The organism is Dorea longicatena (assembly GCF_024168045.1).
Classification (GTDB): Bacteria; Bacillota; Clostridia; order Lachnospirales; family Lachnospiraceae; genus Dorea_A.
The window spans coordinates 766160-792398 of sequence record NZ_CP100126.1; the positions used below are offsets into that span (position 1 = coordinate 766160).

The window sequence follows — 26239 nt, forward strand, 5'->3', positions numbered from 1 at the left end:
GGGGACGTATGCAGGCGTCTGTAAATGAAAGAGAATTAGTGTTGGACATGCTGCTTCAGATTACAAGAGACGGTGAGTACAGCCATATCGTGATAAAGAATGTTCTGGATAAATATCAATATCTGGACAAACGGGAACGCGCATTTATTACAAGAGTAGTAAATGGAACACTGGAGCGTATGATTGAGATCGATTATATCATCAATCAGTTTTCCAAAGTAAAAGTAAATAAGATGAAACCGGTGATCCGCACGATTTTAAGAAGTTCGGTGTATCAGATGAAATATATGGACAGCGTACCAGATTCGGCAATCTGTAATGAAGCAGTAAAACTTGCGGGAAAAAGAGGGTTTGTGAACCTGAAGGGATTTGTCAATGGAGTACTTCGTAATATCGGCAGAAATCTGAACAAGATCAGTTATCCGGATGAGAAAGATCAAGAGGCCTTCATTTCCATAAAGTATTCATTGCCGGAATGGATGGTAAAGCAGTGGCTGAAAGTATATGATGAAGAGACGGTAAAGATGATCGGAAAAGCATTTCTGGAAGAAAAGCCGCTGACAGTCCGGTTTGATGAACATAAGATCAAAAAAGCAGAGCTGATCTCAATTTTGGAAAAAGAAGGTGTGACGGCAGGGGAAGTGCCAGAGATTCCATGTGCACTGTATCTGTCCGGATATGATCATCTGTCTGCACTTCCAAGCTTTTGTGAGGGACTTTACCAGGTACAGGACTTAAGTTCTATGCAGGTAGCATTATGGTCGGAAGTGAAAGCAGGAGACCAGGTGCTGGATGTGTGTGCCGCACCGGGAGGAAAGGCGATACATATTGCAGAACTTCTGAACGGAACCGGTCATGTGGAAGCGAGAGATCTGGCAGAGTATAAGGTGGCGCTGATCAGGGATAATATTGAAAGAAGCGGTCTTACAAATATTAATGCAGTATGTCAGGATGCTGCAATATACGATCCACATAAGAAAGAAACGGCCGATATTGTAATTGCAGATCTTCCGTGTTCCGGGCTTGGTGTACTTGGAAAGAAGCCGGATCTGCGCTATAAGATGAATGAAAAGACAGAAGCAGATCTGGTGGAGTTACAAAAGAAGATCCTGTCGGTAGTAAAGGATTATGTAAAGCCAGGTGGAAAGCTTTTATATAGTACCTGTACGATACACAGAGAAGAGAATGAGGGGAATGTGGAGTGGTTTCTGAAAGAATATCCGGAGTTTGAACTGGTGAAAGAAAAACAGATGATTCCGGGAAGAGATGCGGGAGACGGATTCTACATAGCAATATTAAAAAGGGTGAATCATGAATAAGAAAGATATATGTTCCTACAATTATGATGAATTAAAAGAAGAGATGCTTGCAATCGGAGAAAAAGCATTCCGGAGCAAACAAATCTATGAATGGCTTCATGTAAAGCTGTCAGATGATTTTGATGAGATGACAAATCTGTCCAAAGGGCTGCGTGAGAAGTTGAAAGAAAACTATGAGATCCGGAAAGTGAAGATGATCGATCATCAGATATCGAAAGTGGATCCGACTGAGAAGTTCCTGTTTGAACTGGAAGACGGTAATATGGTAGAAAGTGTTCTGATGAAATATAATTACGGCAATTCTGTGTGTATCTCTTCGCAGGCCGGATGCCGTATGGGGTGCAGGTTCTGTGCATCAACGATCGGAGGACTCGTCAGGAGTCTGGAGACATCGGAGATGCTCCGTCAGATCTATCATATTCAGAAGATTACAGAAGAAAGAGTTTCCAATGTGGTGGTTATGGGAACCGGAGAACCGTTGGACAATTATGATAATTTCATAAAATTTATCCATATGCTGAGTGATGAACACGGGCTTCATATCAGCCAGAGAAATATTACAGCATCTACCTGCGGGATTGTCCCGAATATGAGAAGACTTGCTGAAGAGGGACTGCAGATCACACTGGCTCTGTCACTTCATGGATCCAGCCAGGAAAAACGTAAGAAGCTGATGCCGGTAGCAAATAAATATGAATTGTCTGATGTACTGGATGCCTGTGACTATTATTTTGATAAGACAGGAAGAAGAATTACCTTCGAATACAGTTTGGTGGCAGGAGTCAATGACCAGCCGGATGATATCAGAGAACTGACGGCGATTTTAAAACGAAGAAACTGCCATCTGAACCTGATCCCGGTGAATCCGATCAAAGAGCGTGATTTTAAAAAGCCAGACCGCAAAAATGCCTTGGAATTTAAAAATAAACTTGAAAAAAACGGAATTAATGTTACTATAAGAAGGGAAAGAGGCTCTGATATAGACGGAGCTTGTGGACAGCTGCGCCGTAGACACGCAGCCAAAAGCGAGGGAGAGACAGATGAAAATATATGCAATGACTGATGTGGGCAGAAGACGTGAGGTCAATCAGGACTATGTATACGTTACAGACAGACCAATAGGACCATTTCCAAACCTCCTTACGGTCGCCGATGGAATGGGCGGACATAAGGCGGGAGATTTTGCGTCCAGTTATACGGTAAATGTATTAAAAGATGAGTTGAAGAAGACACCGATGGATAAACCCGAGGAGATTCTCAGAAGCGTAGTCAGTATTGCAAATCATAAATTAATCGAGGCAGCTTCAAGAGATATCAAGCTGGAAGGTATGGGAACAACACTGGTAGCGGCAACTGTTGTTGGCAATACATTGTACTTTGCCAATGTAGGAGACAGCAGACTTTACCTGATCAATGACAAGATCCGACAGCTTTCCAAGGATCACTCGCTGGTAGAAGAGATGGTAAGACTCGGTGGAATCAAGGCAGAAGAAGCAAGAAACCATCCGGATAAGAATATTATTACACGTGCAATCGGTGTAAAGGAAAATGTGGAACCAGATATTTATGAATATCGTCTGAAGAAGGGTGATATTATTTTGATGTGTACAGACGGACTCAGCAATATGGTTGAGGACGAAGATATGTTTAATATTGTCAAGGGTTCCAGGGATGTAGTAGAAGCTGTTCAGATGTTGATAGAAAAAGCAAATAGCAATGGCGGGAGAGATAATATAGGGGTTATCGTGGCAGAGCCACTTGCTGATGAGGTGAGTGTATGGTAAAAGATGGAATCGTACTAGGCAAGAGATATGCTGTACTTAGTAAGATCGGTGCCGGTGGAATGGCGGATGTCTATAAAGGCCGGGACCAGATGCTGAACCGTTATGTGGCGATTAAGGTATTAAAGAAGCAGTATAAAGAAGATGAAAATTTCGTAAGAAAATTCCGTTCGGAGGCACAGGCGGCAGCCGGACTGATGCATCCGAATATCGTGAATGTATATGATGTCGGAGAAGACCGCGGCCTTAATTATATGGTCATGGAGCTTGTAGAAGGGATTACCTTAAAAGAATATATAGAGAGAAAAGGAAGACTGTCTCACAAAGAGACGATCAGTATTGCAATCCAGATGTGCAGTGGTATCGGTGCGGCGCATGCATCAGGAATTATTCACCGTGATATCAAGCCGCAGAATATTATCATTTCCAAGGATGGGAAGGTAAAGGTTACAGATTTTGGAATTGCGAAAGCTGTAACTTCGAATACAGTAAGTACGAATGCAATGGGCTCCGTGCATTATACATCACCGGAGCAGGCGAGAGGCGGATTCAGTGATCAGAGAAGTGATATCTATTCCATTGGTATTACCTTATTTGAGATGGTAACAGGGCAGGTTCCGTTTGATGGCGAGACAACGGTAGAAGTTGCAATGAAACATCTGCAGCAGGAGATCACACCGCCGTCGGAGCTGGTTCCGGATATTCCTTACAGCCTGGAACAGATTATTCTGAAATGTACACAGAAGAGTTCTGAGAGAAGATATACAAGTACAGGAGATCTGATTCAGGATCTGAAGCATTCACTGGTAGATCCGGATGGAGATTTCGTAAGAATAGCGTCGGCAGGCGGGGATTCCGATACGGTTATTATGACAGATAAAGATCTGGATGATATCCGTAACGGTTACGATGATGACGACGAATATGATGATGAATATGACACTACAGATGTGTATTCGGGAAAAGGATATAACGACAGAGAAGATGGCGACGACGAATACGATGATTATGCATCCGGGAGAGATTCGGATGAAGTAAATCCGCATATGCATAAGCTCATGAAGATTCTGACGATTGTGGTAATTGCGATCATTGTGCTGATCCTTGTATTTACAGTGGGAAAGGCAGCGGGGGTTTTCAAGTCGTTTGGCGGAATTACTACAGAGGATGATGCAGATACGTCAGGAAAAGTTACAGTTCCAGATATCCGTGGTATGACAGAGGAGCAGGCAAAGGCTGCACTGAAAAAGAAAGATCTTGGAATAAAACCGATTAAGAGAACAGAATCTAAAAAATATAAAGCCGGACTGGTCTCTAAACAGACTCCGGAAGCCGGTGAAAAGGTAAAGAAAAATACAACTATAGAAGTTGTTATTAGTTCGGGACTGGTAAAAAGTAAAAAGCAGGTACCGGATGTCAGCGGTATGAGTGAAACGGAAGCACAGAAAGAACTGGAAGATGCAGGATTTAAGGTGATTTCAAGTTTCCAGTATGATGACAGTGTAGCAAGCGGTAATGTCATCAATACAACACCTTCTGCCGGAACAAAAGCTGAAAAGGGTTCTACAGTTACCATGCTGGTAAGTCAGGGAACAGATAAGAAGACGGTGCCGGATGTAAGAGGCATGGCAGATGCAACTGCACAGAGTACGATCAAGAATTATGGATTCAATGTAGGAACTGTAACATATGACTACAGTGACAGTGTGGAAAAAGGAATGGTTATCAGCCAGACTGTAACACCTGGAGGTAAGGCGGCAGCCGGAACAACCATTTCAATCACGGTAAGTAACGGACCGAAACCGGAAGAAAAGATTGATATCCAAAGCTTTGTAGGACAGCAGGAGTCAGCACTTAAGAGCTGGGCATCCCAGAATGGTCTGTATACAAATGTATCGGATTCACAATACAGCAGCAGTTATGCGAAAGGATGTATCATCTCCATGAGTCCTTCTTCTGGAAATATTTCCAAGGGAGGTACGATCAGTTATGTGGTGAGCCTCGGGGCGAAACCACAGGAGCCGACAAATGGAGGAACCACAGGAGATAACAATAACCAGAATGGGTCTAATACAAATGATGGGACCACGACTGGCCAGTAAAAGATTATGCAGGGAAAAATTATAAAAGGAATTGCCGGATTCTACTACGTTCACGTAGTAGAATTCGGTGTTTATGAATGCAAAGCCAAAGGTGTATTCCGGAAAGAAAAGATCAAGCCTTTGGTGGGAGACAATGTAGAGATAGAGATTCTTGATGAATCGGAAAAAAAAGGAAATATAGTGAAGATACTGCCACGGCAGAATGAGCTGATCCGCCCGGCTGTGGCCAATATCGATCAGGCATTGGTAGTCTTTGCAATCACGAAGCCGAATCCACACTTTAATCTGCTGGACCGCTTTCTTGTTATGATGGAAAGCAAAGAGATTCCGGTTGTGTTATGCTTTAATAAAGAAGACATTGCGACAGATCCGCAGGTGAAGAAATTGGAATCAATCTATGAATCATGCGGCTATCCGCTGGTATTTGTCAGTGCGAAAGAAGAACGGGGGATTGAAAATATACGTGAACTTCTGAAAGGAAAGACAACAGCGATCGCAGGTCCGTCTGGAGTGGGAAAATCTTCGATCATTAATATTCTGCAGCCGGAGGCAGATATGGAGACAGGGGCAATCAGTACGAAGATTGAGCGGGGAAAACATACCACCAGACATTCGGAATTGTTTGCCATTGATGAAAATTCATATATCATGGATACACCGGGATTCAGTTCGTTATATGTGAATGATTATGAAAAAGAAGATCTGAAGTACTTCTTTCCGGAATTCCGGAAATACGAAGGAATGTGCAAGTTTAACGGTTGTGATCATGTGCATGAGCCGGGGTGTGCCGTAAAGGCAGCTCTGGAAGAGGATAAAATTCATAAAATCCGTTATCAGAATTATATAGAAATGTATGAGGAAGTGAAGAATAAAAGGAGGTACTGATGATGAACTATGTATTGTCACCGTCAATACTAGCGGCAGATTTCAAAGTTTTGGGTCAGGAAATGAAGAAGACAGAGGAAAATGGGGCAGCGTATATTCATTTTGACGTTATGGATGGAATGTTTGTACCAAGTATATCATTTGGTATGCCGGTTCTGGCATCAATCCATGATGCAACGGAGCAATTCATGGATGCACATCTGATGGTGCAGGAACCGATCCGCTATGTAGAAGCATTCCAGAAGGCGGGAGCTGACTATGTAACGGTACATCTGGAGGCCTGTGAAGACGTAAAAACGACATTGGATAAAATCCATGCATGTGGCATGAAGGCAGGACTGGCTGTTAATCCAGAGACAGATGTAAAAGAGCTTGTTCCATATCTGGAAGACGTGGAGATGATCCTGATCATGAGCGTGCATCCGGGATTTGGCGGACAGAAATTTATTCCGGAATCACTGGATAAGATCCGTGAGGTCCGTGCGATGCTGAATGAAAAAAATCTGGAGACAGATATTCAGGTAGACGGAGGAATCTATGTGGAGAATGTCAGAGAAGTATTGGATGCAGGCGCAAATGTAATTGTGGCCGGTTCTGCTGTGTTCAGAGGAGATGCCGGGGAAAATACTGCAAAATTCATGGAGATATTGAAAAGTTATGAATAAGAAGATTGTGATTATCAGCGGTGGGGAGCTGGAAGAAGAATTTGTATTATCAATCCTTGAAAAAGAGGAAAACCAGTATGTGATCGGTGTGGACAAAGGTATGGAGTTCCTTTACAGCCATCAGATTCTGCCAAATTATATTGTCGGAGATTTTGACAGTGTAAAAAAAGAGATTGGAGATTATTACCGTAATGAGACAGATGTTCCGATCAGGGAATTTAATCCGGTAAAAGATGCATCTGATACAGAGATTGCAATCAGACTGGCTATGACATTAGGGGCAGGTGAGATTCTGATCCTGGGAGCAACCGGAGGTCGTATCGATCACCTCTGGGCAAATGTTCAGAGCCTTGCAATCCCGTTTAAAGCCGGAATTAATGCTGTGATTATGGATCGCCAGAATAAGATCCGTCTGATCGGAGGCGGGGAAACCCATCTGAAAAAAGGAGAAACTTACGGACCGTATTTTTCTGTGTTTCCGTTAGGCGAGGAAGTATTTGGTTTCAGTATCAAAGGGGCAAAGTATCCATTGACGAATCATACACTGATACCATATGACAGCCTTTGCGTCAGCAATCAGTTCCAGGAGGATGAAGTGACAATCAGCTTCCTGAATGGAATTGTGATTCTGATGGAAACGAAAGACAGATAAAACTCTATATAAATTCATGTAAGTTTTTGAAAAAATGGCCTACTTTGTGGTCCATTAACCTTTTGATCAAAGCTCTAATGTGGTAAGGAGAAGCGCTTGTATGAGTGCTTCTTTTTCATAGTTGTAAGTATTATAATAAAAATAACTGGTGTTTAGGTTATGATATGATTATGCAACTGGAATTATTGGCGTAATATCAACAATTACGTTTGTGACATTACTAAGATATTTAAAATGTCCTCACTGTAAGACAAGAACCTGGTGCAGGAAAGTCATGACCAAAGAGTGATAATTAAATCATATAGACAGGGTATGGCAACAGCAAGTTGCTTTTCAGAACATGAATTTATCTATATGATATGCTTATGGAGGTGATGACTATGGAAACAAAAAATATTATTTTGAAACTTCGTACAGAAAGAGGAATGTCACAAGACGAACTGGCAGATAAAATCATGGTAACAAGGCAGGCAGTATCACGCTGGGAAAATGGAGATACGGTTCCAAATACTGATACACTTAAGCTCTTATCGAAAGAATTTGATGTTTCCATCAATACGCTTTTGGGAGAACCCAGAAAGCTGATCTGTCAGTGCTGCGGGATGCCAATTGATGATGATTCCATATTGGGACGTGATAAGGATGGCACATTAAATGAGGAGTATTGTAAATGGTGTTATGCAGATGGAACATACACATATAATGATATGGATGAATTGATTGATGTATGTGTAAAGAATATGGTAAATGAAAACTTTACCGAAGAACAGGCACGTTCTTATCTGAAAGAAATGCTTCCAAAGTTAGATTACTGGAAAAGGTATGATGAACTTAGTGACAATGGGCAGTTTGAAGAGTTTAAAAAGCAATTGATAAATGAAATTAATGATCTGCATATAGACGGACTTCCAAGGGTAGACAAACTAAATGCACTTGTGGGGAAATATGTGAATCTGGAATATACTCTGCCTAATGGACAAAAAGTGAAATTCCTTGATGATCAGAAAACATATCTGGGGAATCAACTGGAGTCTGAATTTGGAGGAGACAGGTGCTTCGGTATTCTGGCAGGCATGGATTTTATTTTGGTATGTACATATGAGAAGAATGGTGAAAATCCGGAGCTTCTGATTTATAAAAAGAGATAATATAAGCAAGATAATATAAGCAAAAAGAAAAGTCTTGACAAATAAACGACCGTTTACTGTTATTAAGATGTAAACGGTCGTTTATTTGTTTTGGAGGAAATGTGCATGGGTAATAGGAAAGAGGAAATATTAATTGTGGCACTGCATCTGTTCGCCAGAGAGGGTTACGAGGCTGTCTCAGTCAGCCAGATAGCAGGAGAGCTTGATATGACAAAAGGGGCATTGTACCGTCATTACAAAAGCAAAAGAGATATTTTTGACTGTATTGTGGGGCGTATGGAGCAGCAGGATGGCGAACAGGCAACAGAATATGATATGCCGAAAGATGAAAAAGAAAAAATGCCTGAAAAGTATGAGAATGTATCACTGGATGATTTGGTGGAATACAGCAAGTCTATGTTTGAATACTGGACAGAGGATGATTTTGTATCATCGTTTCGGAAGATGCTCACAATAGAGCAGTTTCGCAGTGAAGAGATGCAGAATTTATATCAGCAATATCTGGTATCCGGACCGGCAGAATACGTGAAGGACCTGTTCAAAAATATGGAAATAAAAAATCCCGAAGAAACTGCAGTTCAATTTTATGCGAATATGTTTATCTATTATAGTGTATATGATGGAGCAGCAGATAAGGCGAAAGTGAAATGTCAGTTTGAACAGATGCTGGACAAAATTGTAGAAGAAATGAAACAGTAAAATAAGAGCCAGACGCTTAAGACGCAGAGCCGTTAATTCTGATACTGAAAAATCAGGATTATCGGTTTTTATTTTTAAGAAAGGACATAAAAGAAATGGAAAAAAATAATATTATGATTCGTTTAGAGAAAAAGGAAGAGTATCAGAAAGTAGAAAATCTGGTAAGAGAAAGTTTTTGGAATGTGTATCGTCCGAGATGCCTTGAGCATTATGTATTGCATCAGCTCAGAAATGATCTGGCATTTGTTCCAGAACTGGATTTTGTGATGCTTCTTAAAGGAAATGATGAAGAGGGTAAGCTGATTGGTCAGAATATGTTTATGAGAACGAGTATTAAATCGGATGATGGAAGATATATTCCAATTATGACGATGGGACCAATCTGTATCAAGAATGAATATAAGCGGAAAGGATATGGTAAAATCCTGCTTGATTATTCATTGGAGAAAGCAGCAGAGTTTGGCTGTGGAGCATTATGCTTTGAAGGAAATATTGATTTTTACGGTAAGAGTGGATTCAGACAGGCAAGCGAGTATGGTATCCGTTATCATGGATTGCCGGAGGGAGAAGATGCATCATTCTTTTTGTGTAAAGAACTTGTACCTGGTTATCTTGATGGGATTACCGGAGAGTATGCCACACCGGAAGGCTATCTTGTAGATGAGCAGGAAGCAGAAGAGTTTGATAAGCAGTTTTTAAATAAAGAGAAAAAGAAACTGCCGGGACAGTTATTTTAGCGAAGTGGTTCGTGAATATTCGCTTCGCATGCAGAGAACAGGAGGCAAAAATTGTAATGAAGTCAATGAAAAAGGACTGGTATAAAAAAGGTTGGACAAGTGCGATGGCTAAAATAATGGAAATTATTGCAAAAGAAACGAAGGGAAAGAGCTATCACAAACAGGAGATGAGATAAAAATGAATATTCACAAAGATAAGATGCTATGGTATAATACAAGTTACTGTATTAGGGTTTCTTACGAGAGAAGCTGAAATATGGGAAAAGATTTAAAAGGCAAAGAACTTGGCAAGGGAATAACCCAGGAAAGTACGGGATTATACTCAGCCAGATTTGTAGATTGGTTTGGAAAGAGAAAATAATGGCCCACTAAATGGTCCACTTGCAAAAATAAGTATGCTGAAATCCATTGAAATCAAGGAATTTATAGGAGGAAATAAAAAATGAAATTAGGAATCGTAGGATTACCAAATGTAGGAAAGAGTACACTGTTCAACTCACTTACAAAGGCAGGCGCAGAATCAGCAAACTATCCATTCTGTACCATTGACCCGAACGTAGGAGTCGTAACCGTACCGGATGAGAGATTAAATGTACTGGGAGAGATGTATCATACCAAGAAGATCATCCCGGCAGCAATTGAATTCGTTGATATTGCCGGACTTGTCAAAGGAGCTTCCAAAGGAGAAGGTCTTGGAAACCAGTTCCTTGCCAATATCCGTGAAGTAGATGCTATTGTACATGTAGTAAGATGCTTCGAGAACAGCAATATTGTGCACGTAGACGGAAGCATCAACCCACTTCGTGATATCGAGACGATCAACTTAGAGCTGATCTTTTCTGACCTTGAGATCCTGGAAAGAAGAATTTCCAAAGTTTCCAAAGTTGCAAGAAATGACAAATCTGCAGCAAAAGAGCTTGCACTTCTGAACAAGATCAAGGCGCATCTGGAAGATGGAAAGCTTGCAAAGACATTCGAAGAAGCAGATGACGAGGAAGAACAGGCATGGCTGGAAAGCTATAATCTTCTGACATACAAACCGGTTATCTATGCGGCAAATGTATCTGAAGATGATCTTGCGGATGATGCAGCCAATAACGAAGGTGTACAGGCTGTCCGCGAATATGCAAAAGGTGAGCAGAGCGAAGTTTTCGTTGTATGTGCAGAGATTGAGGCAGAGATTTCAGAACTGGATGATGATGAAAAGAAAATGTTCCTGGAGGATCTTGGATTAAAGGAATCAGGTCTGGAAAAACTGATCAAAGCAAGTTATAAGCTGCTTGGACTGATCAGCTATCTGACAGCAGGTGAGCCGGAAGTTCGTGCATGGACAATCACAGAAGGAACGAAGGCACCACAGGCAGCAGGGAAGATCCACTCTGACTTTGAGCGTGGGTTCATCCGTGCAGAAGTTGTATCTTACGATGATCTGATCGCGTGTGGAAGCCACACAGCAGCAAAAGAAAAAGGTCTGATCCGTCTGGAAGGTAAAGACTATGTGGTAAAAGACGGAGATATCATGCTGTTCCGGTTTAATGTATAATCAGGAATAGATGGATGAAAAGAGGGGGGCTGTTTCAATGCACAGAACCATAGATTTCCCTAATCTGGGAATTTATTTAAAATCTGTCGGCGATCATATCACAGTCTTTGGATTCGATATCGCATATTATGGAATCGTCATAGGAATCGGAATACTTGCGGGACTTATGATGGCGGTAATGGAAGCAAAGCGTACGCATCAGAACGTAGAAGATTATTATGATCTGGCAATATATGGAGTTATCTTTTCAATTATCGGAGCAAGGGCATATTATGTGATCTTCTCATGGGATATGTATAAAGACGATATTAAGAGTATCATTAACATCCGTGAGGGTGGTCTTGCCATATACGGCGGTGTGATCACGGCAATTGTTGTAGTATTTATATTTGCAAAAATAAAAGGATTATCACCGTTCCTGTTATTTGACACCGGCGGATTTGGTCTGATCACCGGACAGATGATCGGAAGATGGGGGAACTTCTTCAACAGAGAAGCCTTTGGGGAATATACGAATGGACTGTTTGCTATGAGACTTCCGGTGGATGCGGTAAGAAGTTCGGACATCACAACAAAGATGTGGAATCATGCCGAGACAGTCAAAGGAGTCATGTATATTCAGGTTCATCCGACCTACCTGTACGAATCCCTGTGGTGTCTGATGGTGCTGATCATCATGCTGTTGTACCGCAAGCATAAGAAATTCGATGGGGAAGTTTTCCTGATCTATCTCTTGGGGTATGGTCTTGGCAGACTCTGGATCGAAGGACTTAGAACCGATCAGCTGTTGCTGCCAAAAGTTGGACTTCCGGTCTCTCAGCTGTTGGCAGGCGCGATTGTAGTGATATCCGCTATACTGATCATTGCAGGAAGAAAAAAAGCAACAGCTTCACAAAAATAGTCCGGCTGCCGCAAACATAAGTAGTGTAAATTATTCTGTGTAAACCTCTCAGATTGATGATAAAATCGTAGGTTTATAGAATACTAAAATATAATGTGATGGGCTGAATGGCATCTCTTGCTGTTCAGCCCGTTGTCTATTTAGTAGCATGGATTTTATTGTATGTCAAGGGCACCCGATAAAATCGGGTGTTTATTTACCCTTGATATGTGATTGGATCTATGCTTAGTCGATATCCACCGGCTGGATCCGATCCCCAAAATAGATGCATAACTGATCCAGTGTCAGACCCCAGTCCCAAGCCTTTCCGGTCCATTTTTCTGTGACATCCATCATTGCTAGATAGAGTATCTTGAAAAGAGCATCATCCGTCGGAAAAATAGTCTTGGATTTCGTAACCTTGCGTAGCTGGCGATTAAAATTTTCGATGGAATTTGTAGTATATATTAATTTACGTATCTCAGATGGATATTTAAAATATGTGGATAATTGTGTCCAGTTATTTCTCCAGGATCCAATGGAAGCAGGGTACTTTTTACCCCATTTTTCTTCCAGATCATCCAGGGCTGTGAGTGCAAGATCCTCTGTATCTGCTTTGTAAACCAGCTTTAAATCTGCCATAAATGGTCTTAGATCTTTGTAAGAAATAAACTTTGTTGAATAACGGATCTGATGTACAATACACCTCTGGATCTCTGCCTGCGGGAATACTGCATGAATCGCATCCCCGAATCCGGTCAATCCATCCACAGATACGATCATGATATCCTCTACACCTCGGTTTTTTATCTCGTTGAGGACGGACAACCAGTATTTTGCACTTTCATTTCCTCCTACCCACATGCCGAGGACCTCACGTTTTCCGTTCAGTTTAACACCTATAGCAACGTAAACTGCCTTTTTTACCGTTCGATTGTCCTCCCGAACATGGAAATGTACCGCATCCATAAAAACAATGGCATATTTTCTTTCCAGCGGCCGGTTTTGCCATTCTTTTGCGATAGGAAGGATTCGATCTGTCATATGTGATATCATTTCTGCGGATGCATCCACACCGTAAACATCTTTGAGATGAGCGGAGATATCTCTTGTCGTCATTCCTTTTGCATACATAGAAAGTACCTGATCTTCAATGTTTGAGATATCTGTCTGATTCTTTTTCTCAATCTGCGGTTCAAAATCTCCCTTTCGATCTCGTGGTATATCCAGATCGATTGTTCCCATTGAAGAGGTAACAGTTTTAGGGCTATAACCATTACGGCTATCGTCTGTCTCTTTGTTCTTGTAGTCATACTTGGAATATCCAAGGTGATCATCCATTTCAGCTTCTAACATACCTTGCAGCGTTTCGCCTAACAGGTCTTTCAGCATGTCCTGGATATCCTGAGCATCCTTTGGTTGATAGTGTTCCAACAAGCTGTTGATGAACGCTTTGCGTTCTGGATCCATTTTTCTTCTTCGTGCCATAAAAAAATCCTCCTGAATTGATATTTATTTTAACATCAATCCAAGAGGATATATAGCTCTTTTAGAGTTTACACAGAATTAATTACAGTCTCCAAACATAATCGAATACAGAAAAAGATCCCGGTATGAGAAATGACAATGAGCTGGATGCTCAAAAATGTCTGATTCACATACCGGGATTTTTTATTCATATTACATATCAATCTTACTGAGTGCTGCTTCATCAGCTACAATCGTAACATCATTATGTAACTGAAGAATAGAAGCAGGAACTTCCGGAGTAATTGGTCCGTATAAGACCTCTTTTAAGATATCCGCCTTATCTTCTCCGCTTACAACAACCAGAATTTTCTTGGCCTGCATGATATTCTTGATTCCCATTGTATAAGCCTGTCTCGGAACATCATCTTCAGATTCGAAGAAACGCTTATTGGCTTCAATTGTACTTTCTGTCAGATCTACGCAGTGTGTCTCTTTCTCAAAAGCGGCACCTGGTTCGTTGAATCCGATATGTCCGTTGTGTCCAAGACCGAGAAGCTGGAGGTCTACACCGCCCTGCTTACGGATGACTGCATTATAATCGTTGCAGGCTTTCTCGGAATCTGCTTCCAGTCCGTCCGGAACGAAAGTACGGGTTTTGTCGATGTTTACATGATCAAAGAGATTGGTATTCATGAAATATCTGTAGCTCTGATCATTTTCAGGACTGAGTCCTTTGTATTCATCGAGGTTTACACTTGTAACCTGGGAAAAATCAAGATCCCCTTTCTTATACCATTCGATCAGCTGTTTATATGTACCGACCGGTGAAGATCCGGTTGCAAGTCCAAGTACACAGTTTGGTTTCATAATAATCTGTGCAGAAATGATGTTTGCGGCCTTACGGCTCATATCCTGATAGTCTTTTGCTTTATAAATTACCATAATAAAATCTCTCCTTATTCTATTGTTTTTTTGTTTCTGAATATTAGTATATACATTATAAATGAATTTTCAAGTAAAATAGCATGAACTGAAACTACTTTCGAAACTGGAAAGAAACTACCTGGAATTGTGCATATTGCATAAAAAACGGATTTTAAAATAGGAAAAAACAGAGAGAAGAATTGAAAAGGATGAAAGAAGTTTCAAGAACTGAAAAGGTACTTGAAAATAAAATCGAACAATACTATACTGATTGCAGAACGAAGGAGGGAACAAAAAAATGAATCAGAAAGTTGAAAATCTGAAGGGTAAATTAATTGTATCATGTCAGGCATTACCGGATGAACCATTACATTCTTCATTCATTATGGGAAGAATGGCACTGGCTGCAAAGCAGGGAGGTGCTAGTGGAATTCGTGCAAATACAAAAGAAGATATCAAGGAGATCCGGTCACAGGTTGACCTTCCGGTCATCGGAATCGTAAAGAGAGATTATGATGACAGCGATATTTACATTACACCAACGATGAAAGAAATCGAAGAACTGATGGAAGTAAAACCGGAGATTATCGCTATGGATGCTACTATTTCTAAGAGACCAGGCGGAAAGACACTGGATGAGTTCTTTAAGGAAGTAAAAGCAAAATATCCGGATCAGTTATTTATGGCAGACTGCTCTACTGTAGAAGAAGCACTGCATGCCGATGAACTCGGATTTGATTTTATTGGAACTACGATGGTTGGTTACACAGAGCAGAGTAAAGGCGATAAGATCGAGGCAAATGATTTCGAAATCTTAAGAAAGATTGTCGCAAAAGCAAAACACAGAGTCATTGCAGAAGGTAACATCAACACACCGGAAAAAGCAAGACACGTGATCGAGCTTGGTGCATACAGCGTCGTTGTAGGGTCTATTATCACAAGACCACAGCTGATCACAAAATCATTTGTAGAAGAAATGGAAAGATAATTCCGCAAGGAACTTATTAAATTAAATTTATATAAAAAGACAAAGAAAAGGAGAAAGAAACCATGAGAAATCTTGAAAAGTACAAAGGCGTAATCCCAGCATTCTATGCATGTTATGACAACGAAGGCAATGTAAGTCCGGAAGGCGTACAGGCACTGACAAAGTACTTCGTAGAAAAAGGTGTAAAAGGTGTATACGTTAACGGTTCATCAGGAGAATGTATCTACCAGAGCGTAGAAGACCGTAAGATCATCCTTGAGAACGTTATGAAAGCAGCAGAAGGAAAGCTTACAGTAATCGCACACGTTGCATGCAACAACACAAAAGACAGCCAGGAGCTTGCAAGACATGCAGAAAGCCTTGGAGTTGATGCAATCGCAGCAATCCCACCGATCTACTTCCACCTGCCAGAGTATGCAATCGCTCAGTACTGGAATGACATCAGTGCAGCAGCACCAAACACAGACTTCGTAATCTACAACATTCCACAGCTTGCAGGAGTAGCTCTTACACAGGGACTTTTCGCAGAGATGAGAAAGAATCCTAACGTAATTGGTGTTAAGAACTCTTCTATGCCGGTACAGGATATCCAGATGTTCAAACAGGCAGCAGGCCCTGACTACATTATCTTCAACGGACCAGATGAGCAGTTCATGAGTGGACGTGTCATCGGAGCTGAAGGAGCAATCGGTGGTACATACGGAGTTATGCCGGAATTATATCTGAAATTAGACGAGTATGTAAGAGCCGGAAAGATGGAAGAAGCAAGAGAAATCCAGTATGCTTGTGATGAGATTATCTATAAGATGTGCTCTGCACACGGAAATATGTACGCAGTGATCAAAGCTATGTTAAAGATCAACGAAGGTCTGGAACTTGGCGGAGTAAGAGAGCCACTGCCAGCATTAGTAGAAGAAGACATGGCTATCGTTGAAGAAGCAGCTAAGATGGTTCGCGACGCAAAAGCTAAATATCTGTAAGATTATATAAAAAATACGTGAAAGAAAAATATCTGTAAGGAGAGAGACGATGCAAGGGTTTACCGTAGTAGATTTAGTCATTTTAGTAATTTATCTCGCGGCTGTACTGTTCGCCGGCCTTCATTTCGCAAAGAAAGAAATGAAAGGAAAAGAGTATTTTAAAGGAGACGGAACTGTACCGTGGTGGGTAACTTCCGTATCAATTTTCGCAACACTGTTAAGTCCGATTTCATTCCTGTCATTAGCAGGAAACTCATATGCAGGAACATGGATCATGTGGTTCGCACAGCTTGGTATGCTGTTAGCTATCCCGATCACGATTAAATTCTTCCTGCCAATCTACAGCAAACTGGATATTGATACAGCATATCATTATCTGGAACTGAGATTCGGAAGCAAAGGACTTCGTGTACTTGGAGCTGTAATGTTCATCATTTACCAGATCGGACGTATGTCAATCATCATGTACCTTCCATGTATGGTACTTGGAAGTCTGACTGGAATCAGCGTAAACTTACTGATCATTATCATGGGTATCATTGCTATTATTTACTCATACACAGGAGGTCTGAAATCCGTACTTTGGACAGACTTCATCCAGGGATCTGTACTTCTGATCGGTGTTACTTTCGCACTGATCTTCCTGCTGGTACACTTAGACGGTGGATTTGGAGCAATCATGCATGCACTTACAACAGAGCATAAATTCCTTGCTGTAGATCAGCCGATCTTCAACCCTAACATTTTCAAAGACAGCGTATTTATCATGATTGTTGGTGCCGGATTCAATACAATGGGATCCTATGTATCAAGTCAGGATATTGTACAGCGTTTTACAACTACAACAGATACTAAAAAACTGAACAAAATGATGCTTACAAATGGAGGATTATCTATCTTTATCGCAACAGTATTCTATCTGATCGGTACAGGATTATATGTATTCTATCAGCAGAATACACTTCCGCCGGCAGCAGCACAGGATCAGATCTTTGCATCTTACATTGCATTTGAACTTCCGGTTGGTGTAACAGGACTTCTGTTAGCGGCTATCTATGCAGCGGCACAGTCTACACTTTCCACAGGTCTGAACTCTGTAGCATCAAGCTGGACACTGGATATTCAGGCAAGACTTTCTAAGAAAGAATTAAGCTTTGAGAAACAGACAAAGATCGGACAGTATGTATCTCTGATCGTCGGTATCTTCGCAATCGTAGTTGCTATGGTACTGGCTAATGGCGGAGTAAAATCTGCATACGAATGGTTCAATGGATTTATGGGACTGGTACTTGGTATCCTGATCGGAACATTTATCCTTGGAGCATTTACAAAGGTTGCAAATACATTCGGAGCAGTATGTGCATTCGTTGCAGCATCTGCAGTAATGGTATATATCAAATACTTCGTACCTGCTGATCACGTATCAATCTGGTCATACTCAATCATCTCAATTGTAGTATCACTGGTAATTGGTATCCCGGCAAGTATCATCTGGAGAAAGGCAAAAGGAGACAATTCCGTACCTGCTCCTAACACAACCATTTACAAAAACTAAGAAGGAGTGACGATTTTCGTGATTTTTGGAAATATCAATAATTTATCAGAATTCCCATTCTTAGAAGAACAAGTAAAAGAGTGCTTTGAATATGCAAAGACACACGACCTTGCATCTTATGAAAAGGGAAGTCATGAAATCGATGGTGACAGACTGTTTGTCAATATCGTAGAATATACAACAACAACACCGGAAGAACGTTTCTGGGAAGCACATAAGAACTATCTGGATGTCCATGTAATGATCCATGGAAATGAACAGATCGATCTGAACTTCATTCAGAATATGGAATTAAAAGATTTTGTGGAAAAAGATGATTTTCTTCCGATGGATGGGGAAAAGAATTCTTCCGTAGTCCTGACAGATGGAGATTTCCTGATCTGTTATCCGAGTGACGGACACAGAACAGCGGTTCAGGTTCAGGAACCGGAAACCATTAAAAAGGCAATATTTAAAGTAAAGATTTAATCAGAAAAAGTCGAGGGCAAACCATAAAAGAACGGTTTGCCCTTTTCTGGCTGAACGAGTATAATGAAGGAAAGTGAAAGAGGCAAAGCAGAGATGAAAAAATATATTAGTATTGATATCGGCGGCACAGCAATCAAATATGGTATTGTGAGCGAAGATGCAGAAGTATTGTTAAAGAAAGAAATGAAGACAGAAGCGCAGAAAGGCGGACCGGCGATCCTTGATAAAGTCATCGGTATCGTAGAAGCATTAAAAGAAGAGGCAGACGCAGGTGTGTGTATTTCTACAGCCGGTATGGTTGACATTGAGAAAGGGGAAATCTTCTATTCGGCACCGCTGATCCCGAATTATATCGGAACGGCATTCAAAAAGACGGTAGAAGAACGATTCGGAATTCCATGTGAAGTGGAAAATGATGTGAATTGTGCGGGACTTGCTGAGTACAAAGCAGGAGCGGCGGCAGGAAGTAAGGCGGTTGTGATGCTGACGATCGGAACCGGAATCGGCGGCTGTATTTTGCTGAATGGCGAGGTGTTCCACGGATTCAGTAACAGCGCATGTGAAGTCGGATATATGCATATGGATGACAGCGATTTCCAGACACTCGGAGCAGCCAGTATTCTGACGAAGAAGGTTGCTGCATGGAAGGGAGAACCGGCAGAAAATTGGAGCGGATATCACATTTTTGAAGAGGCAAAAAAAGGTGATAAGATCTGTAACCGTGCAATTGATGAGATGACGGATGTACTTGGGAAAGGTATTGCCAATATCTGCTATGTAGTGAATCCGGAAGTTGTCGTACTTGGCGGCGGAATCATGGCGCAGGAAGCATTCCTGAAGGACAAGATTGAAAAAGCAGTGGAAAAATACCTGGTGTCCAGCATGTGGGAGCATACAAGTATCGCATTTGCCAAAAACCAGAACAATGCCGGTATGTTAGGCGCATTCTATCATTTTCAGGGAAGACATGCATAGTCCGGAGTTATAAAATAAAGAAGCAGGAATAGTAAGATATGGAATATTATGTAAAATCAGTCGTTCCGATCATAGAATCGAATTATGATAAATTTACGACAGTGGAACGGAATATCGCAGATTTTTTTATACAGAACAGAAAGAAAGTGGATTTTTCATCAAAATCCATTTCCGAGAGACTCTTCGTATCAGAAGCGTCGTTATCCAGATTTGCGAAGAAATGCGGATATCGCGGATACAGAGAATTCATCTATCAGTATGAAGAGACATTTGTAGAAAAGCAGGAATCCATTACCGGTAATACGCGAATGATCCTGAATGCGTATCAGGAACTTCTGAATAAGACTTACAGTCTGGTGGATGAGGCACAGATTGCAAGGATCAGCAGATATCTGAATCAGGCGGAGCGAGTGTTCGTGTGCGGAACCGGAAGTTCCGGTTTGGCAGCAAGAGAGATGGAACTGCGTTTTATGCGAATCGGTGTGGATATTGATTCGCTGGTAGAAAGAGATATGATGCGTATGCAGGCGGTATTCCAGGACAGAAGAAGCCTCGTATTCGGAATCAGTATCAGCGGATCCAAGGAAGAGGTCTTGTTTCTTCTGAAAGAAGCATATCGGAAAGGTGCGAAAACGATTCTTTTTACGGCGAACAACCGGGGTGGCTTCGAGCAGTTCTGCACAGAAGTTGTTCTGATTCCATCACTCAGACACCTGAATCATGGGAATGTAATCTCACCGCAGTTCCCGATTCTGGTCATGCTTGATATTATCTATTCTTACTATTTGGAACAGGATAAATATGAAAAAGAAGTTCTGCATGATAATACACTGCGTGCACTGGAAGAAGGAGAAGGGATGCACAGGAGTTTTTAGAATGTTAAAATAAAATGGAGGATATATAAAATGATAATCAAAAATGTAATTGTCTATACAGAAGACAAAAAATTTACAGCAGGCGGCATTGTTGTTCACGATGACAAAATCGAAAGCATTTACACGACAGAAAACGTACCGGATATGCTGGGGGAAGAAGTCATTGACGGACAGGGGGCATACGCAATTCCTGGACTGATCGATCTGCATTTCCACGGGTGTATGGGAGATGACTTCTGTGATAATAGTAAAGAGGCTATTGAAAATATTGCAAAATATGAGGCTTCTGTGGGTGTTACAACAATCGCACCGGCAACGATGACACTTCCGGTAGAAGAACTGGAAGATATCTTAAGAACAGCAGCAGAATACAAAAAAGAACAGAATCCGAAAGGAGCGGATCTTGTAGGCGTGAACATGGAAGGCCCGTTCATCAGCCCGGTGAAAAAAGGAGCGCAGGATGAAAGAAATATCATGCCTTGTGATACGGCCATTTGTCAGAGATTCCTTGATGCTTCGGAAGGACTTGTGAAGTTTGTAGGACTTGCGCCGGAAGAAAGCGAGGACGCAGTTGCATTTGTAGAAGCAATGAAAGATAAAGTGAACATTTCGCTTGCACATACCAATGCGGATTATGCACATGCGAAAGCAGCATTCGATGCCGGAGCAAATCATGCCGTACATCTCTTTAATGCGATGCCTGCATTCACTCACCGTGAACCGGGTGTTGTAGGAGCAGTGTCCGACAGTGCACATGTAATGGCAGAGATTATCTGTGACGGTGTACATATCCATCCATCGATGGTGAGAGCAGCGTTCAAGATGATGGGAGCAGACCGTATGATCCTGATCAGCGACAGTATGCGTGCGACCGGAATGCCGGACGGACAGTATACACTTGGTGGATTGGATGTAAAAGTAGTCGGTAATCATGCAACACTGGTATCTGATGGAGCACTTGCAGGATCTGTTACAAACCTTGCAGACTGTATGCGTACGGTAGTTAAGAAGATGGAGATCCCGCTTGAGACGGCTGTAGCATGTGCAACCATCAATCCGGCCAAGAGTCTTGGAATCGAAGATACTTATGGTTCTATTGCACCTGGAAAAAAAGCGAATATCGTATTATTAGATGGGAATCTGGATCTTAAAATGGTAATTAAGGATGGCCGGGAGCTATAATAGAATTCGTGGATTTGCATTAACGTATGTAATCGAATACGGAAAATAGATAGGAAAAATGAAGAAAATTATATTTTTAGGTGACAGCATTACAGACGCAGAGCACTGCTTTTCTGAAAATCCACTGGGGAACGGTTATGTGGATATGGTGGATAAAAAGCTGAATCACAGTACCGGCGGAGGGAAAAAGTACGACATTGTGAATTGTGGACATGACGGTTTCACAATCCAGGGTGTAAAGCGTATGTTAGAGCATGACTGCATTTTAAGACAGCCGGATATTGTGAGCCTGCTGATCGGATGTAATGATGTCGGAGTCATGATGAATACAGGAAAAAGTCTGGAAGAACAGGAATTTGAAGCAGGCTATGAATCCGTTCTAAGAGAACTTACGGAGAGAACCCGTGCAAGAATTATCTGTATGGCACCATTTATCTTTCCTTATCCAAGAAAGTATGCGAACTGGATTCCGGGAATCAGACAGGCAGAAGCAATTGAGAAAAGAATTGCAGAAAGATATCATGTGGAATTTCTGGAATTACAGGATCTTATGATATCGGCAGCAGGAAGAGCCGGATATGAAAATATCACGACAGATGGTATTCATCTGACGGAAGGTGGGAATGAAATTATTGCCGGAGAGTTGATGCGGTTTTTGGCAGATAATTAGCGGAAGCATATTGACAAAATACTCGAAATCAGTTAGTCTTTAACACAGACAGAAAAATAATATACAGATATCACAAAGGCTTAGAAAAGAAGAAGTAGTGATCCACACACCCATACAGAAAGCTGCCGGTTGATGAGAGGCGCATGAAAGAGTGAAGAACGAATACATCTTGGAGCCGCACACCGAAACGGATGAAAATGTGGAATATTAATTTCACAAGTATTTCCGGAAGTAGGCTGTGACGTCAGGCACACGTTATCGTGCAAAGGTCTGTGAACACGCAGACTGAATGAGGCTGAAAGCGTAAGCAATCAGTAAAATAAGGTGGTACCACGGTTAATATCGTCCTTATCCAATGTAATGTTGGGTAAGGACTTTTGTATTATTATGTGTAAGAAATCTGTAAACAATCAATTATGATAAATAAAAGGAGAATCTTAAAATGGGAATTTATGAAGAACTCGTTGCAAGAGGCCTGATCGCACAGGTAACAGACGAAGACAGGATCAAAGACTTGGTCAACAATGGAAAGGCTACATTTTACATCGGATTTGACCCGACAGCAGACAGCCTTCACGTAGGACATTTCATGGCACTGTGCCTGATGAAACGTCTGCAGGAAGCAGGAAACAAACCAATCGCACTGATCGGTGGAGGAACAGCTATGATTGGTGATCCATCCGGAAGAACAGATATGCGTCAGATGATGACACCGGAGACAATCCAGCACAACTGTGACTGCTTTAAGAAACAGATGAGTCGATTTATCGATTTCTCAGATGGAAAAGCATTGATGGTTAATAACGCTGACTGGCTGATGGGACTGAACTACATCGAAGTATTACGTGAAGTCGGAGCACATTTCTCCGTTAACCGTATGCTGACAGCAGAGTGCTACAAGCAAAGAATGGAAAAAGGACTCAGCTTTCTTGAGTTCAACTACATGATCATGCAGGCATATGACTTCTATGAGTTATACCAGAAATACGGATGTAACCTTGAGTTTGGCGGGGACGACCAGTGGAGCAACATGCTTGCAGGTACAGAACTGATCCGTCGTAAACTCGGAAAAGACGCTTCTGCCATGACGATCACACTGCTTCTGAACTCAGAAGGTAAAAAGATGGGTAAGACACAGAGTGGTGCTGTATGGCTTGATCCGAACAAGACATCTCCATTCGAATTCTATCAGTACTGGAGAAATGTCGCAGATGCAGATGTATTAAAATGTATCCGTATGCTGACATTCCTTCCGTTAGAAGAGATCGACAAGATGGACAGCTGGGAAGGAGCACAGCTTAACACAGCAAAAGAGATTCTTGCATTCGAACTCACAAAACTGGTTCACGGCGAAGAAGAAGCTCAGAAAGCACAGGAGGCAGCAAAAGCATTATTCTCAACAGGTGCAGCAGCAGATATGCCAAAGACAGAACTGACAGAAGAAGACCTTACAGATGGTAATATCGATATCCTGACGATGTTAGTAAAATCAGGACTGACAGCTTCCAAGTCAGAAGCACGCCGTGCAGTGCAGCAGGGCGGAGTATCTGTAGATGGTGAGAAGGTTACAGATGTATTCCAGACATTTGCAGGAGAAGCATTAAGCGGAGACGGCGTAGTCCTGAAAAAGGGTAAGAAAAACTTCCGTAAAGTGTTAGTAAAGTAGTATAATTATAAAAGAATACAGTAAAATTGCAGGCAGTGAATACTCACTGTCTGTAATTCTAAAAGCAAAGATGTACTCTTGGTACTGTTTCATACTTAATTTTGTGAGAGTACATAAAGACGATAAGGAGGATATGGAAATGGCATTTAAAGAAGTAGCAATTGAAAGTCTGGAATTTAACCCATTCACAAAGATTTCAAAAGAGTGGATGCTGGTAACAGCAGGAGATGAAAAAAAGAGTAACACCATGACAGCAAGCTGGGGTGGTGTCGGAATCATGTGGGGAAAGAATATCGCAACTGCATATATCCGCCCACAGAGATACACGAAGAAATTCATGGATGAGACCGGTATGTACACGCTTTCTTTCCTGTCAGAAGATTACAGAAAAGCATTAAGCGTATGCGGATCTGTATCAGGAAAAGACGTAGAAGATAAATGGAAAGAAGCAGGCCTTCATCCATATGCGGTAGACGGAACAACTGCAGTTGAAGAAGCAGATCTGATCTTCGTATGCAAGACTCAGTATACACAGGATATGAAACCGGAATGTTTCGATGTTAAGGAAAATGATGAGAAATGGTATCCGGATAAGGATTATCATACGATGTATATGGGCGAGATCGTGAAAGTATTGAAAAGAGTATAGCCAATCATGCAAAAGAAAATTGATTTGGTAAACGGACCTGTATTATCATCTCTTACCAGACTGGCTGTCCCGATCATGGCGACGTCATTGATCCAGATGGCGTACAATATGACCGACATGATCTGGATCGGCCGTATCGGAAGTTCGGCGGTAGCGTCTGTTGGGGCAGCAGGAATGTATATGTGGCTTTCCAACGGACTTGCCGCGCTTGCAAAAATGGGAGGGCAGGTTAATGTCGGACATGCACTTGGGGCATCTAATAGTGAAGAGGCCGCAGAATATGCATCCAACGCGTTACAGCTTACGTTGACTTTGGGGATTATTTATGGACTTGTCTGTATATTAGGGGCAAAACCACTGATTCATTTTTTTCATCTGAATCAGGCACAGGTGATCCGGGATGCCATATATTATCTTGAAATTACTTGCGGTCTTGTCTTGTTTTCCTTTTTAAATCAGACGTATACCGGATTATTTACGGCAATCGGTAACAGCAGGCCGGTATTTCTGGCAACAACGACCGGACTGGTTGTTAATATCATCCTGGATCCGGTTCTGATTTTTGGAATCGGACCATTTCCGGTTCTTCGAGTGACAGGTGCAGCAATTGCTACGGTAATCGCGCAGATGATCGTTACAGTTATGTTTTTTATATTTGCGATGAAGGATACCGTACTTTTTCAATATGTAAGATATCTGAAGAAGCCGGATCTGCATCATCTGAAAGGAATTGTCAGAATCGGTTTTCCAACGTCTGTTCAGAGTATGCTGTTTACCGGAATATCGATGATCATTGCACGTCTGGTCGCGGGATATGGAGATGCGGCGGTGGCTGTCCAGAAAGTTGGTTCACAGATAGAATCAATTTCGTGGATGACAGCGGATGGTTTTGCAGCAGCGGTGAATTCATTTACATCGCAGAACCATGGTGCAGGTAAGAAGAGACGGATCTATCAGGGATATGTCAGCGCATTAAAAGTAGTATTTGTATGGGGGATTTTCTGTACGCTATTATTAATATGCTGTCCGGCTCCGGTATTCCGGATTTTTATTACAGAAAAAGATGTAATTCCGCTTGGAGTGGATTATCTTCGGATCCTTGGTGTATCGCAGCTTTTTATGAGTCTTGAGATTACGACGGCAGGTGCATTTTCGGGGTATGGAAAGACCGTGCCGCCATCTGTGATCAGTATTGTATTTACGACGCTCAGGATTCCGCTTGCGCTGATACTGGTTCATACAACACTTGCGCTGAACGGGATCTGGTGGAGTATTACGATTTCGAGTATTCTGAAAGGTGTGCTGCTGTTTGTATGGTTCTACATATTCATGCGGGGAGAGAAAATTATATATAACAGGAAATAACCTGCCAGCGGCAGGTCTTTCAGATAGGGAAGTATGCAAGAGGCACTGCCAGTGGCAGTGT

At 41.7% G+C, this 26239-nt stretch carries 25 protein-coding genes and 1 other annotated feature; of the genes, 23 read left to right on the plus strand and 2 right to left on the minus strand.

Annotated features, from left to right (window positions below; all coding sequences use genetic code 11):
* Positions 1–8: 8 nt before the first annotated feature.
* The 12 genes from rsmB to lgt all read left to right on the plus strand — a co-directional run bounded on the left by rsmB (position 9) and on the right by lgt (position 12432).
* Positions 9–1319, plus strand: coding sequence for a 16S rRNA (cytosine(967)-C(5))-methyltransferase RsmB (rsmB, locus tag NKF87_RS03740; RefSeq protein ID WP_253584011.1), 1311 nt, complete (start codon positions 9–11; stop codon positions 1317–1319).
* Positions 1312–2382: a 23S rRNA (adenine(2503)-C(2))-methyltransferase RlmN gene (rlmN, locus tag NKF87_RS03745; RefSeq protein WP_253584013.1), complete on the plus strand. Its 1071-nt coding sequence runs from the start codon at positions 1312–1314 to the stop codon at positions 2380–2382. Before rsmB ends, rlmN begins: the two co-directional genes overlap by 8 nt.
* On the plus strand, positions 2360–3103 hold the full coding sequence (locus NKF87_RS03750) for a Stp1/IreP family PP2C-type Ser/Thr phosphatase (protein WP_028087174.1): 744 nt from the start codon (positions 2360–2362) through the stop codon (positions 3101–3103). The genes rlmN and NKF87_RS03750 overlap by 23 nt, the downstream gene beginning before the upstream one ends.
* The gene (gene pknB / locus NKF87_RS03755) at positions 3097–5202 is read left to right on the plus strand and encodes a Stk1 family PASTA domain-containing Ser/Thr kinase (RefSeq protein ID WP_055284310.1); all 2106 of its coding nucleotides are present in this window, start codon (positions 3097–3099) and stop codon (positions 5200–5202) included. The genes NKF87_RS03750 and pknB overlap by 7 nt, the downstream gene beginning before the upstream one ends.
* Positions 5203–5208: 6 nt before the next feature.
* Complete coding sequence (gene rsgA / locus NKF87_RS03760) at positions 5209–6087, plus strand: ribosome small subunit-dependent GTPase A (protein ID WP_253584015.1); 879 nt, start codon at positions 5209–5211, stop codon at positions 6085–6087.
* Positions 6088–6089: 2 nt separating this feature from the next.
* Positions 6090–6752: a ribulose-phosphate 3-epimerase gene (rpe, locus tag NKF87_RS03765; RefSeq protein WP_055284308.1), complete on the plus strand. Its 663-nt coding sequence runs from the start codon at positions 6090–6092 to the stop codon at positions 6750–6752.
* Positions 6745–7404, plus strand: coding sequence for a thiamine diphosphokinase (locus NKF87_RS03770; protein WP_028087178.1), 660 nt, complete (start codon positions 6745–6747; stop codon positions 7402–7404). Before rpe ends, NKF87_RS03770 begins: the two co-directional genes overlap by 8 nt.
* Before the next feature lie 380 nt (positions 7405–7784).
* Positions 7785–8552 carry a zinc ribbon domain-containing protein gene (locus NKF87_RS03775; protein ID WP_161143305.1) on the plus strand — a complete coding sequence of 256 codons (768 nt, stop codon included), beginning with the start codon at positions 7785–7787 and terminating at the stop codon, positions 8550–8552.
* Positions 8553–8657: 105 nt separating this feature from the next.
* On the plus strand, positions 8658–9251 hold the full coding sequence (locus NKF87_RS03780) for a TetR/AcrR family transcriptional regulator (protein ID WP_253584017.1): 594 nt from the start codon (positions 8658–8660) through the stop codon (positions 9249–9251).
* 95 nt (positions 9252–9346) lie between these two features.
* Positions 9347–9988: a GNAT family N-acetyltransferase gene (locus tag NKF87_RS03785; protein WP_253584019.1), complete on the plus strand. Its 642-nt coding sequence runs from the start codon at positions 9347–9349 to the stop codon at positions 9986–9988.
* Positions 9989–10430: 442 nt separating this feature from the next.
* A complete protein-coding gene (gene ychF, locus NKF87_RS03790) occupies positions 10431–11531 on the plus strand; it encodes a redox-regulated ATPase YchF (protein WP_055284303.1) in 1101 nt (366 codons plus the stop codon).
* 37 nt (positions 11532–11568) lie between these two features.
* Positions 11569–12432 carry a prolipoprotein diacylglyceryl transferase gene (lgt, locus tag NKF87_RS03795; RefSeq protein ID WP_253584021.1) on the plus strand — a complete coding sequence of 288 codons (864 nt, stop codon included), beginning with the start codon at positions 11569–11571 and terminating at the stop codon, positions 12430–12432.
* A 225-nt stretch (positions 12433–12657) separates the two neighbouring features.
* Here the strand turns inward: lgt and NKF87_RS03800 are convergent, their stop codons facing one another.
* Both NKF87_RS03800 and nagB read right to left on the minus strand, forming a co-directional pair.
* Positions 12658–13881, minus strand: a complete 1224-nt coding sequence (locus NKF87_RS03800; RefSeq protein ID WP_420315296.1) for an IS256 family transposase — start codon at positions 13879–13881, stop codon at positions 12658–12660.
* Positions 13882–14091: 210 nt separating this feature from the next.
* Entirely contained in the window at positions 14092–14823 is a 732-nt protein-coding gene (gene nagB / locus NKF87_RS03805; RefSeq protein WP_055284301.1) for a glucosamine-6-phosphate deaminase, read from the minus strand.
* 280 nt (positions 14824–15103) lie between these two features.
* On the opposite strand from nagB, the gene NKF87_RS03810 reads away from it, so the two are divergent.
* From NKF87_RS03810 to NKF87_RS03860, 11 genes are all read left to right on the plus strand, one after another.
* The gene (locus NKF87_RS03810) at positions 15104–15793 is read left to right on the plus strand and encodes an N-acetylmannosamine-6-phosphate 2-epimerase (RefSeq protein WP_173791031.1); all 690 of its coding nucleotides are present in this window, start codon (positions 15104–15106) and stop codon (positions 15791–15793) included.
* Between the two features lie 62 nt (positions 15794–15855).
* Positions 15856–16773: a dihydrodipicolinate synthase family protein gene (locus tag NKF87_RS03815; RefSeq protein ID WP_006427785.1), complete on the plus strand. Its 918-nt coding sequence runs from the start codon at positions 15856–15858 to the stop codon at positions 16771–16773.
* A 49-nt stretch (positions 16774–16822) separates the two neighbouring features.
* The gene (locus tag NKF87_RS03820; protein ID WP_055284299.1) at positions 16823–18328 is read left to right on the plus strand and encodes a sodium:solute symporter; all 1506 of its coding nucleotides are present in this window, start codon (positions 16823–16825) and stop codon (positions 18326–18328) included.
* A gap of 18 nt (positions 18329–18346) precedes the next feature.
* Positions 18347–18796: a YhcH/YjgK/YiaL family protein gene (locus NKF87_RS03825; protein ID WP_055284298.1), complete on the plus strand. Its 450-nt coding sequence runs from the start codon at positions 18347–18349 to the stop codon at positions 18794–18796.
* Positions 18797–18889: 93 nt separating this feature from the next.
* Positions 18890–19771, plus strand: a complete 882-nt coding sequence (locus NKF87_RS03830; RefSeq protein ID WP_253584025.1) for an ROK family protein — start codon at positions 18890–18892, stop codon at positions 19769–19771.
* 38 nt (positions 19772–19809) lie between these two features.
* On the plus strand, positions 19810–20646 hold the full coding sequence (locus NKF87_RS03835) for a MurR/RpiR family transcriptional regulator (protein ID WP_055171847.1): 837 nt from the start codon (positions 19810–19812) through the stop codon (positions 20644–20646).
* Between the two features lie 30 nt (positions 20647–20676).
* Positions 20677–21828 (plus strand): N-acetylglucosamine-6-phosphate deacetylase, encoded by a 1152-nt coding sequence (gene nagA / locus NKF87_RS03840; RefSeq protein WP_055284297.1) that lies wholly within the window; start codon positions 20677–20679, stop codon positions 21826–21828.
* A gap of 58 nt (positions 21829–21886) precedes the next feature.
* Positions 21887–22498, plus strand: coding sequence for an SGNH/GDSL hydrolase family protein (locus tag NKF87_RS03845; RefSeq protein WP_161143298.1), 612 nt, complete (start codon positions 21887–21889; stop codon positions 22496–22498).
* A gap of 72 nt (positions 22499–22570) precedes the next feature.
* Positions 22571–22851: a binding site (T-box leader), on the plus strand.
* 89 nt (positions 22852–22940) lie between these two features.
* Positions 22941–24164, plus strand: coding sequence for a tyrosine--tRNA ligase (gene tyrS, locus NKF87_RS03850; protein ID WP_117596930.1), 1224 nt, complete (start codon positions 22941–22943; stop codon positions 24162–24164).
* A 139-nt stretch (positions 24165–24303) separates the two neighbouring features.
* Complete coding sequence (locus NKF87_RS03855) at positions 24304–24813, plus strand: flavin reductase family protein (RefSeq protein ID WP_022416374.1); 510 nt, start codon at positions 24304–24306, stop codon at positions 24811–24813.
* A 6-nt stretch (positions 24814–24819) separates the two neighbouring features.
* On the plus strand, positions 24820–26178 hold the full coding sequence (locus NKF87_RS03860; RefSeq protein ID WP_161159138.1) for an MATE family efflux transporter: 1359 nt from the start codon (positions 24820–24822) through the stop codon (positions 26176–26178).
* Positions 26179–26239 lie beyond the last annotated feature (61 nt).

Coding starts and splice junctions, on each gene's coding strand:
- NKF87_RS03830 (WP_253584025.1), top strand. CDS start 18,890: ATGAAAAAATATATTAGTATTGATATCGGCGGCACAGCAATCAAATAT.
- NKF87_RS03775 (WP_161143305.1), top strand. CDS start 7,785: ATGGAAACAAAAAATATTATTTTGAAACTTCGTACAGAAAGAGGAATG.
- rlmN (WP_253584013.1), top strand. CDS start 1,312: ATGAATAAGAAAGATATATGTTCCTACAATTATGATGAATTAAAAGAA.
- NKF87_RS03800 (WP_420315296.1), bottom strand. CDS start 13,881: ATGGATCCAGAACGCAAAGCGTTCATCAACAGCTTGTTGGAACACTAT.
- lgt (WP_253584021.1), top strand. CDS start 11,569: ATGCACAGAACCATAGATTTCCCTAATCTGGGAATTTATTTAAAATCT.
- NKF87_RS03845 (WP_161143298.1), top strand. CDS start 21,887: ATGAAGAAAATTATATTTTTAGGTGACAGCATTACAGACGCAGAGCAC.
- NKF87_RS03855 (WP_022416374.1), top strand. CDS start 24,304: ATGGCATTTAAAGAAGTAGCAATTGAAAGTCTGGAATTTAACCCATTC.
- NKF87_RS03770 (WP_028087178.1), top strand. CDS start 6,745: ATGAATAAGAAGATTGTGATTATCAGCGGTGGGGAGCTGGAAGAAGAA.
- NKF87_RS03785 (WP_253584019.1), top strand. CDS start 9,347: ATGGAAAAAAATAATATTATGATTCGTTTAGAGAAAAAGGAAGAGTAT.
- NKF87_RS03820 (WP_055284299.1), top strand. CDS start 16,823: ATGCAAGGGTTTACCGTAGTAGATTTAGTCATTTTAGTAATTTATCTC.
- rsmB (WP_253584011.1), top strand. CDS start 9: ATGCAGGCGTCTGTAAATGAAAGAGAATTAGTGTTGGACATGCTGCTT.
- rsgA (WP_253584015.1), top strand. CDS start 5,209: ATGCAGGGAAAAATTATAAAAGGAATTGCCGGATTCTACTACGTTCAC.
- NKF87_RS03860 (WP_161159138.1), top strand. CDS start 24,820: ATGCAAAAGAAAATTGATTTGGTAAACGGACCTGTATTATCATCTCTT.
- NKF87_RS03810 (WP_173791031.1), top strand. CDS start 15,104: ATGAATCAGAAAGTTGAAAATCTGAAGGGTAAATTAATTGTATCATGT.
- rpe (WP_055284308.1), top strand. CDS start 6,090: ATGAACTATGTATTGTCACCGTCAATACTAGCGGCAGATTTCAAAGTT.
- NKF87_RS03750 (WP_028087174.1), top strand. CDS start 2,360: ATGAAAATATATGCAATGACTGATGTGGGCAGAAGACGTGAGGTCAAT.
- NKF87_RS03815 (WP_006427785.1), top strand. CDS start 15,856: ATGAGAAATCTTGAAAAGTACAAAGGCGTAATCCCAGCATTCTATGCA.
- pknB (WP_055284310.1), top strand. CDS start 3,097: ATGGTAAAAGATGGAATCGTACTAGGCAAGAGATATGCTGTACTTAGT.
- nagA (WP_055284297.1), top strand. CDS start 20,677: ATGATAATCAAAAATGTAATTGTCTATACAGAAGACAAAAAATTTACA.
- NKF87_RS03835 (WP_055171847.1), top strand. CDS start 19,810: ATGGAATATTATGTAAAATCAGTCGTTCCGATCATAGAATCGAATTAT.
- nagB (WP_055284301.1), bottom strand. CDS start 14,823: ATGGTAATTTATAAAGCAAAAGACTATCAGGATATGAGCCGTAAGGCC.
- ychF (WP_055284303.1), top strand. CDS start 10,431: ATGAAATTAGGAATCGTAGGATTACCAAATGTAGGAAAGAGTACACTG.
- NKF87_RS03780 (WP_253584017.1), top strand. CDS start 8,658: ATGGGTAATAGGAAAGAGGAAATATTAATTGTGGCACTGCATCTGTTC.
- tyrS (WP_117596930.1), top strand. CDS start 22,941: ATGGGAATTTATGAAGAACTCGTTGCAAGAGGCCTGATCGCACAGGTA.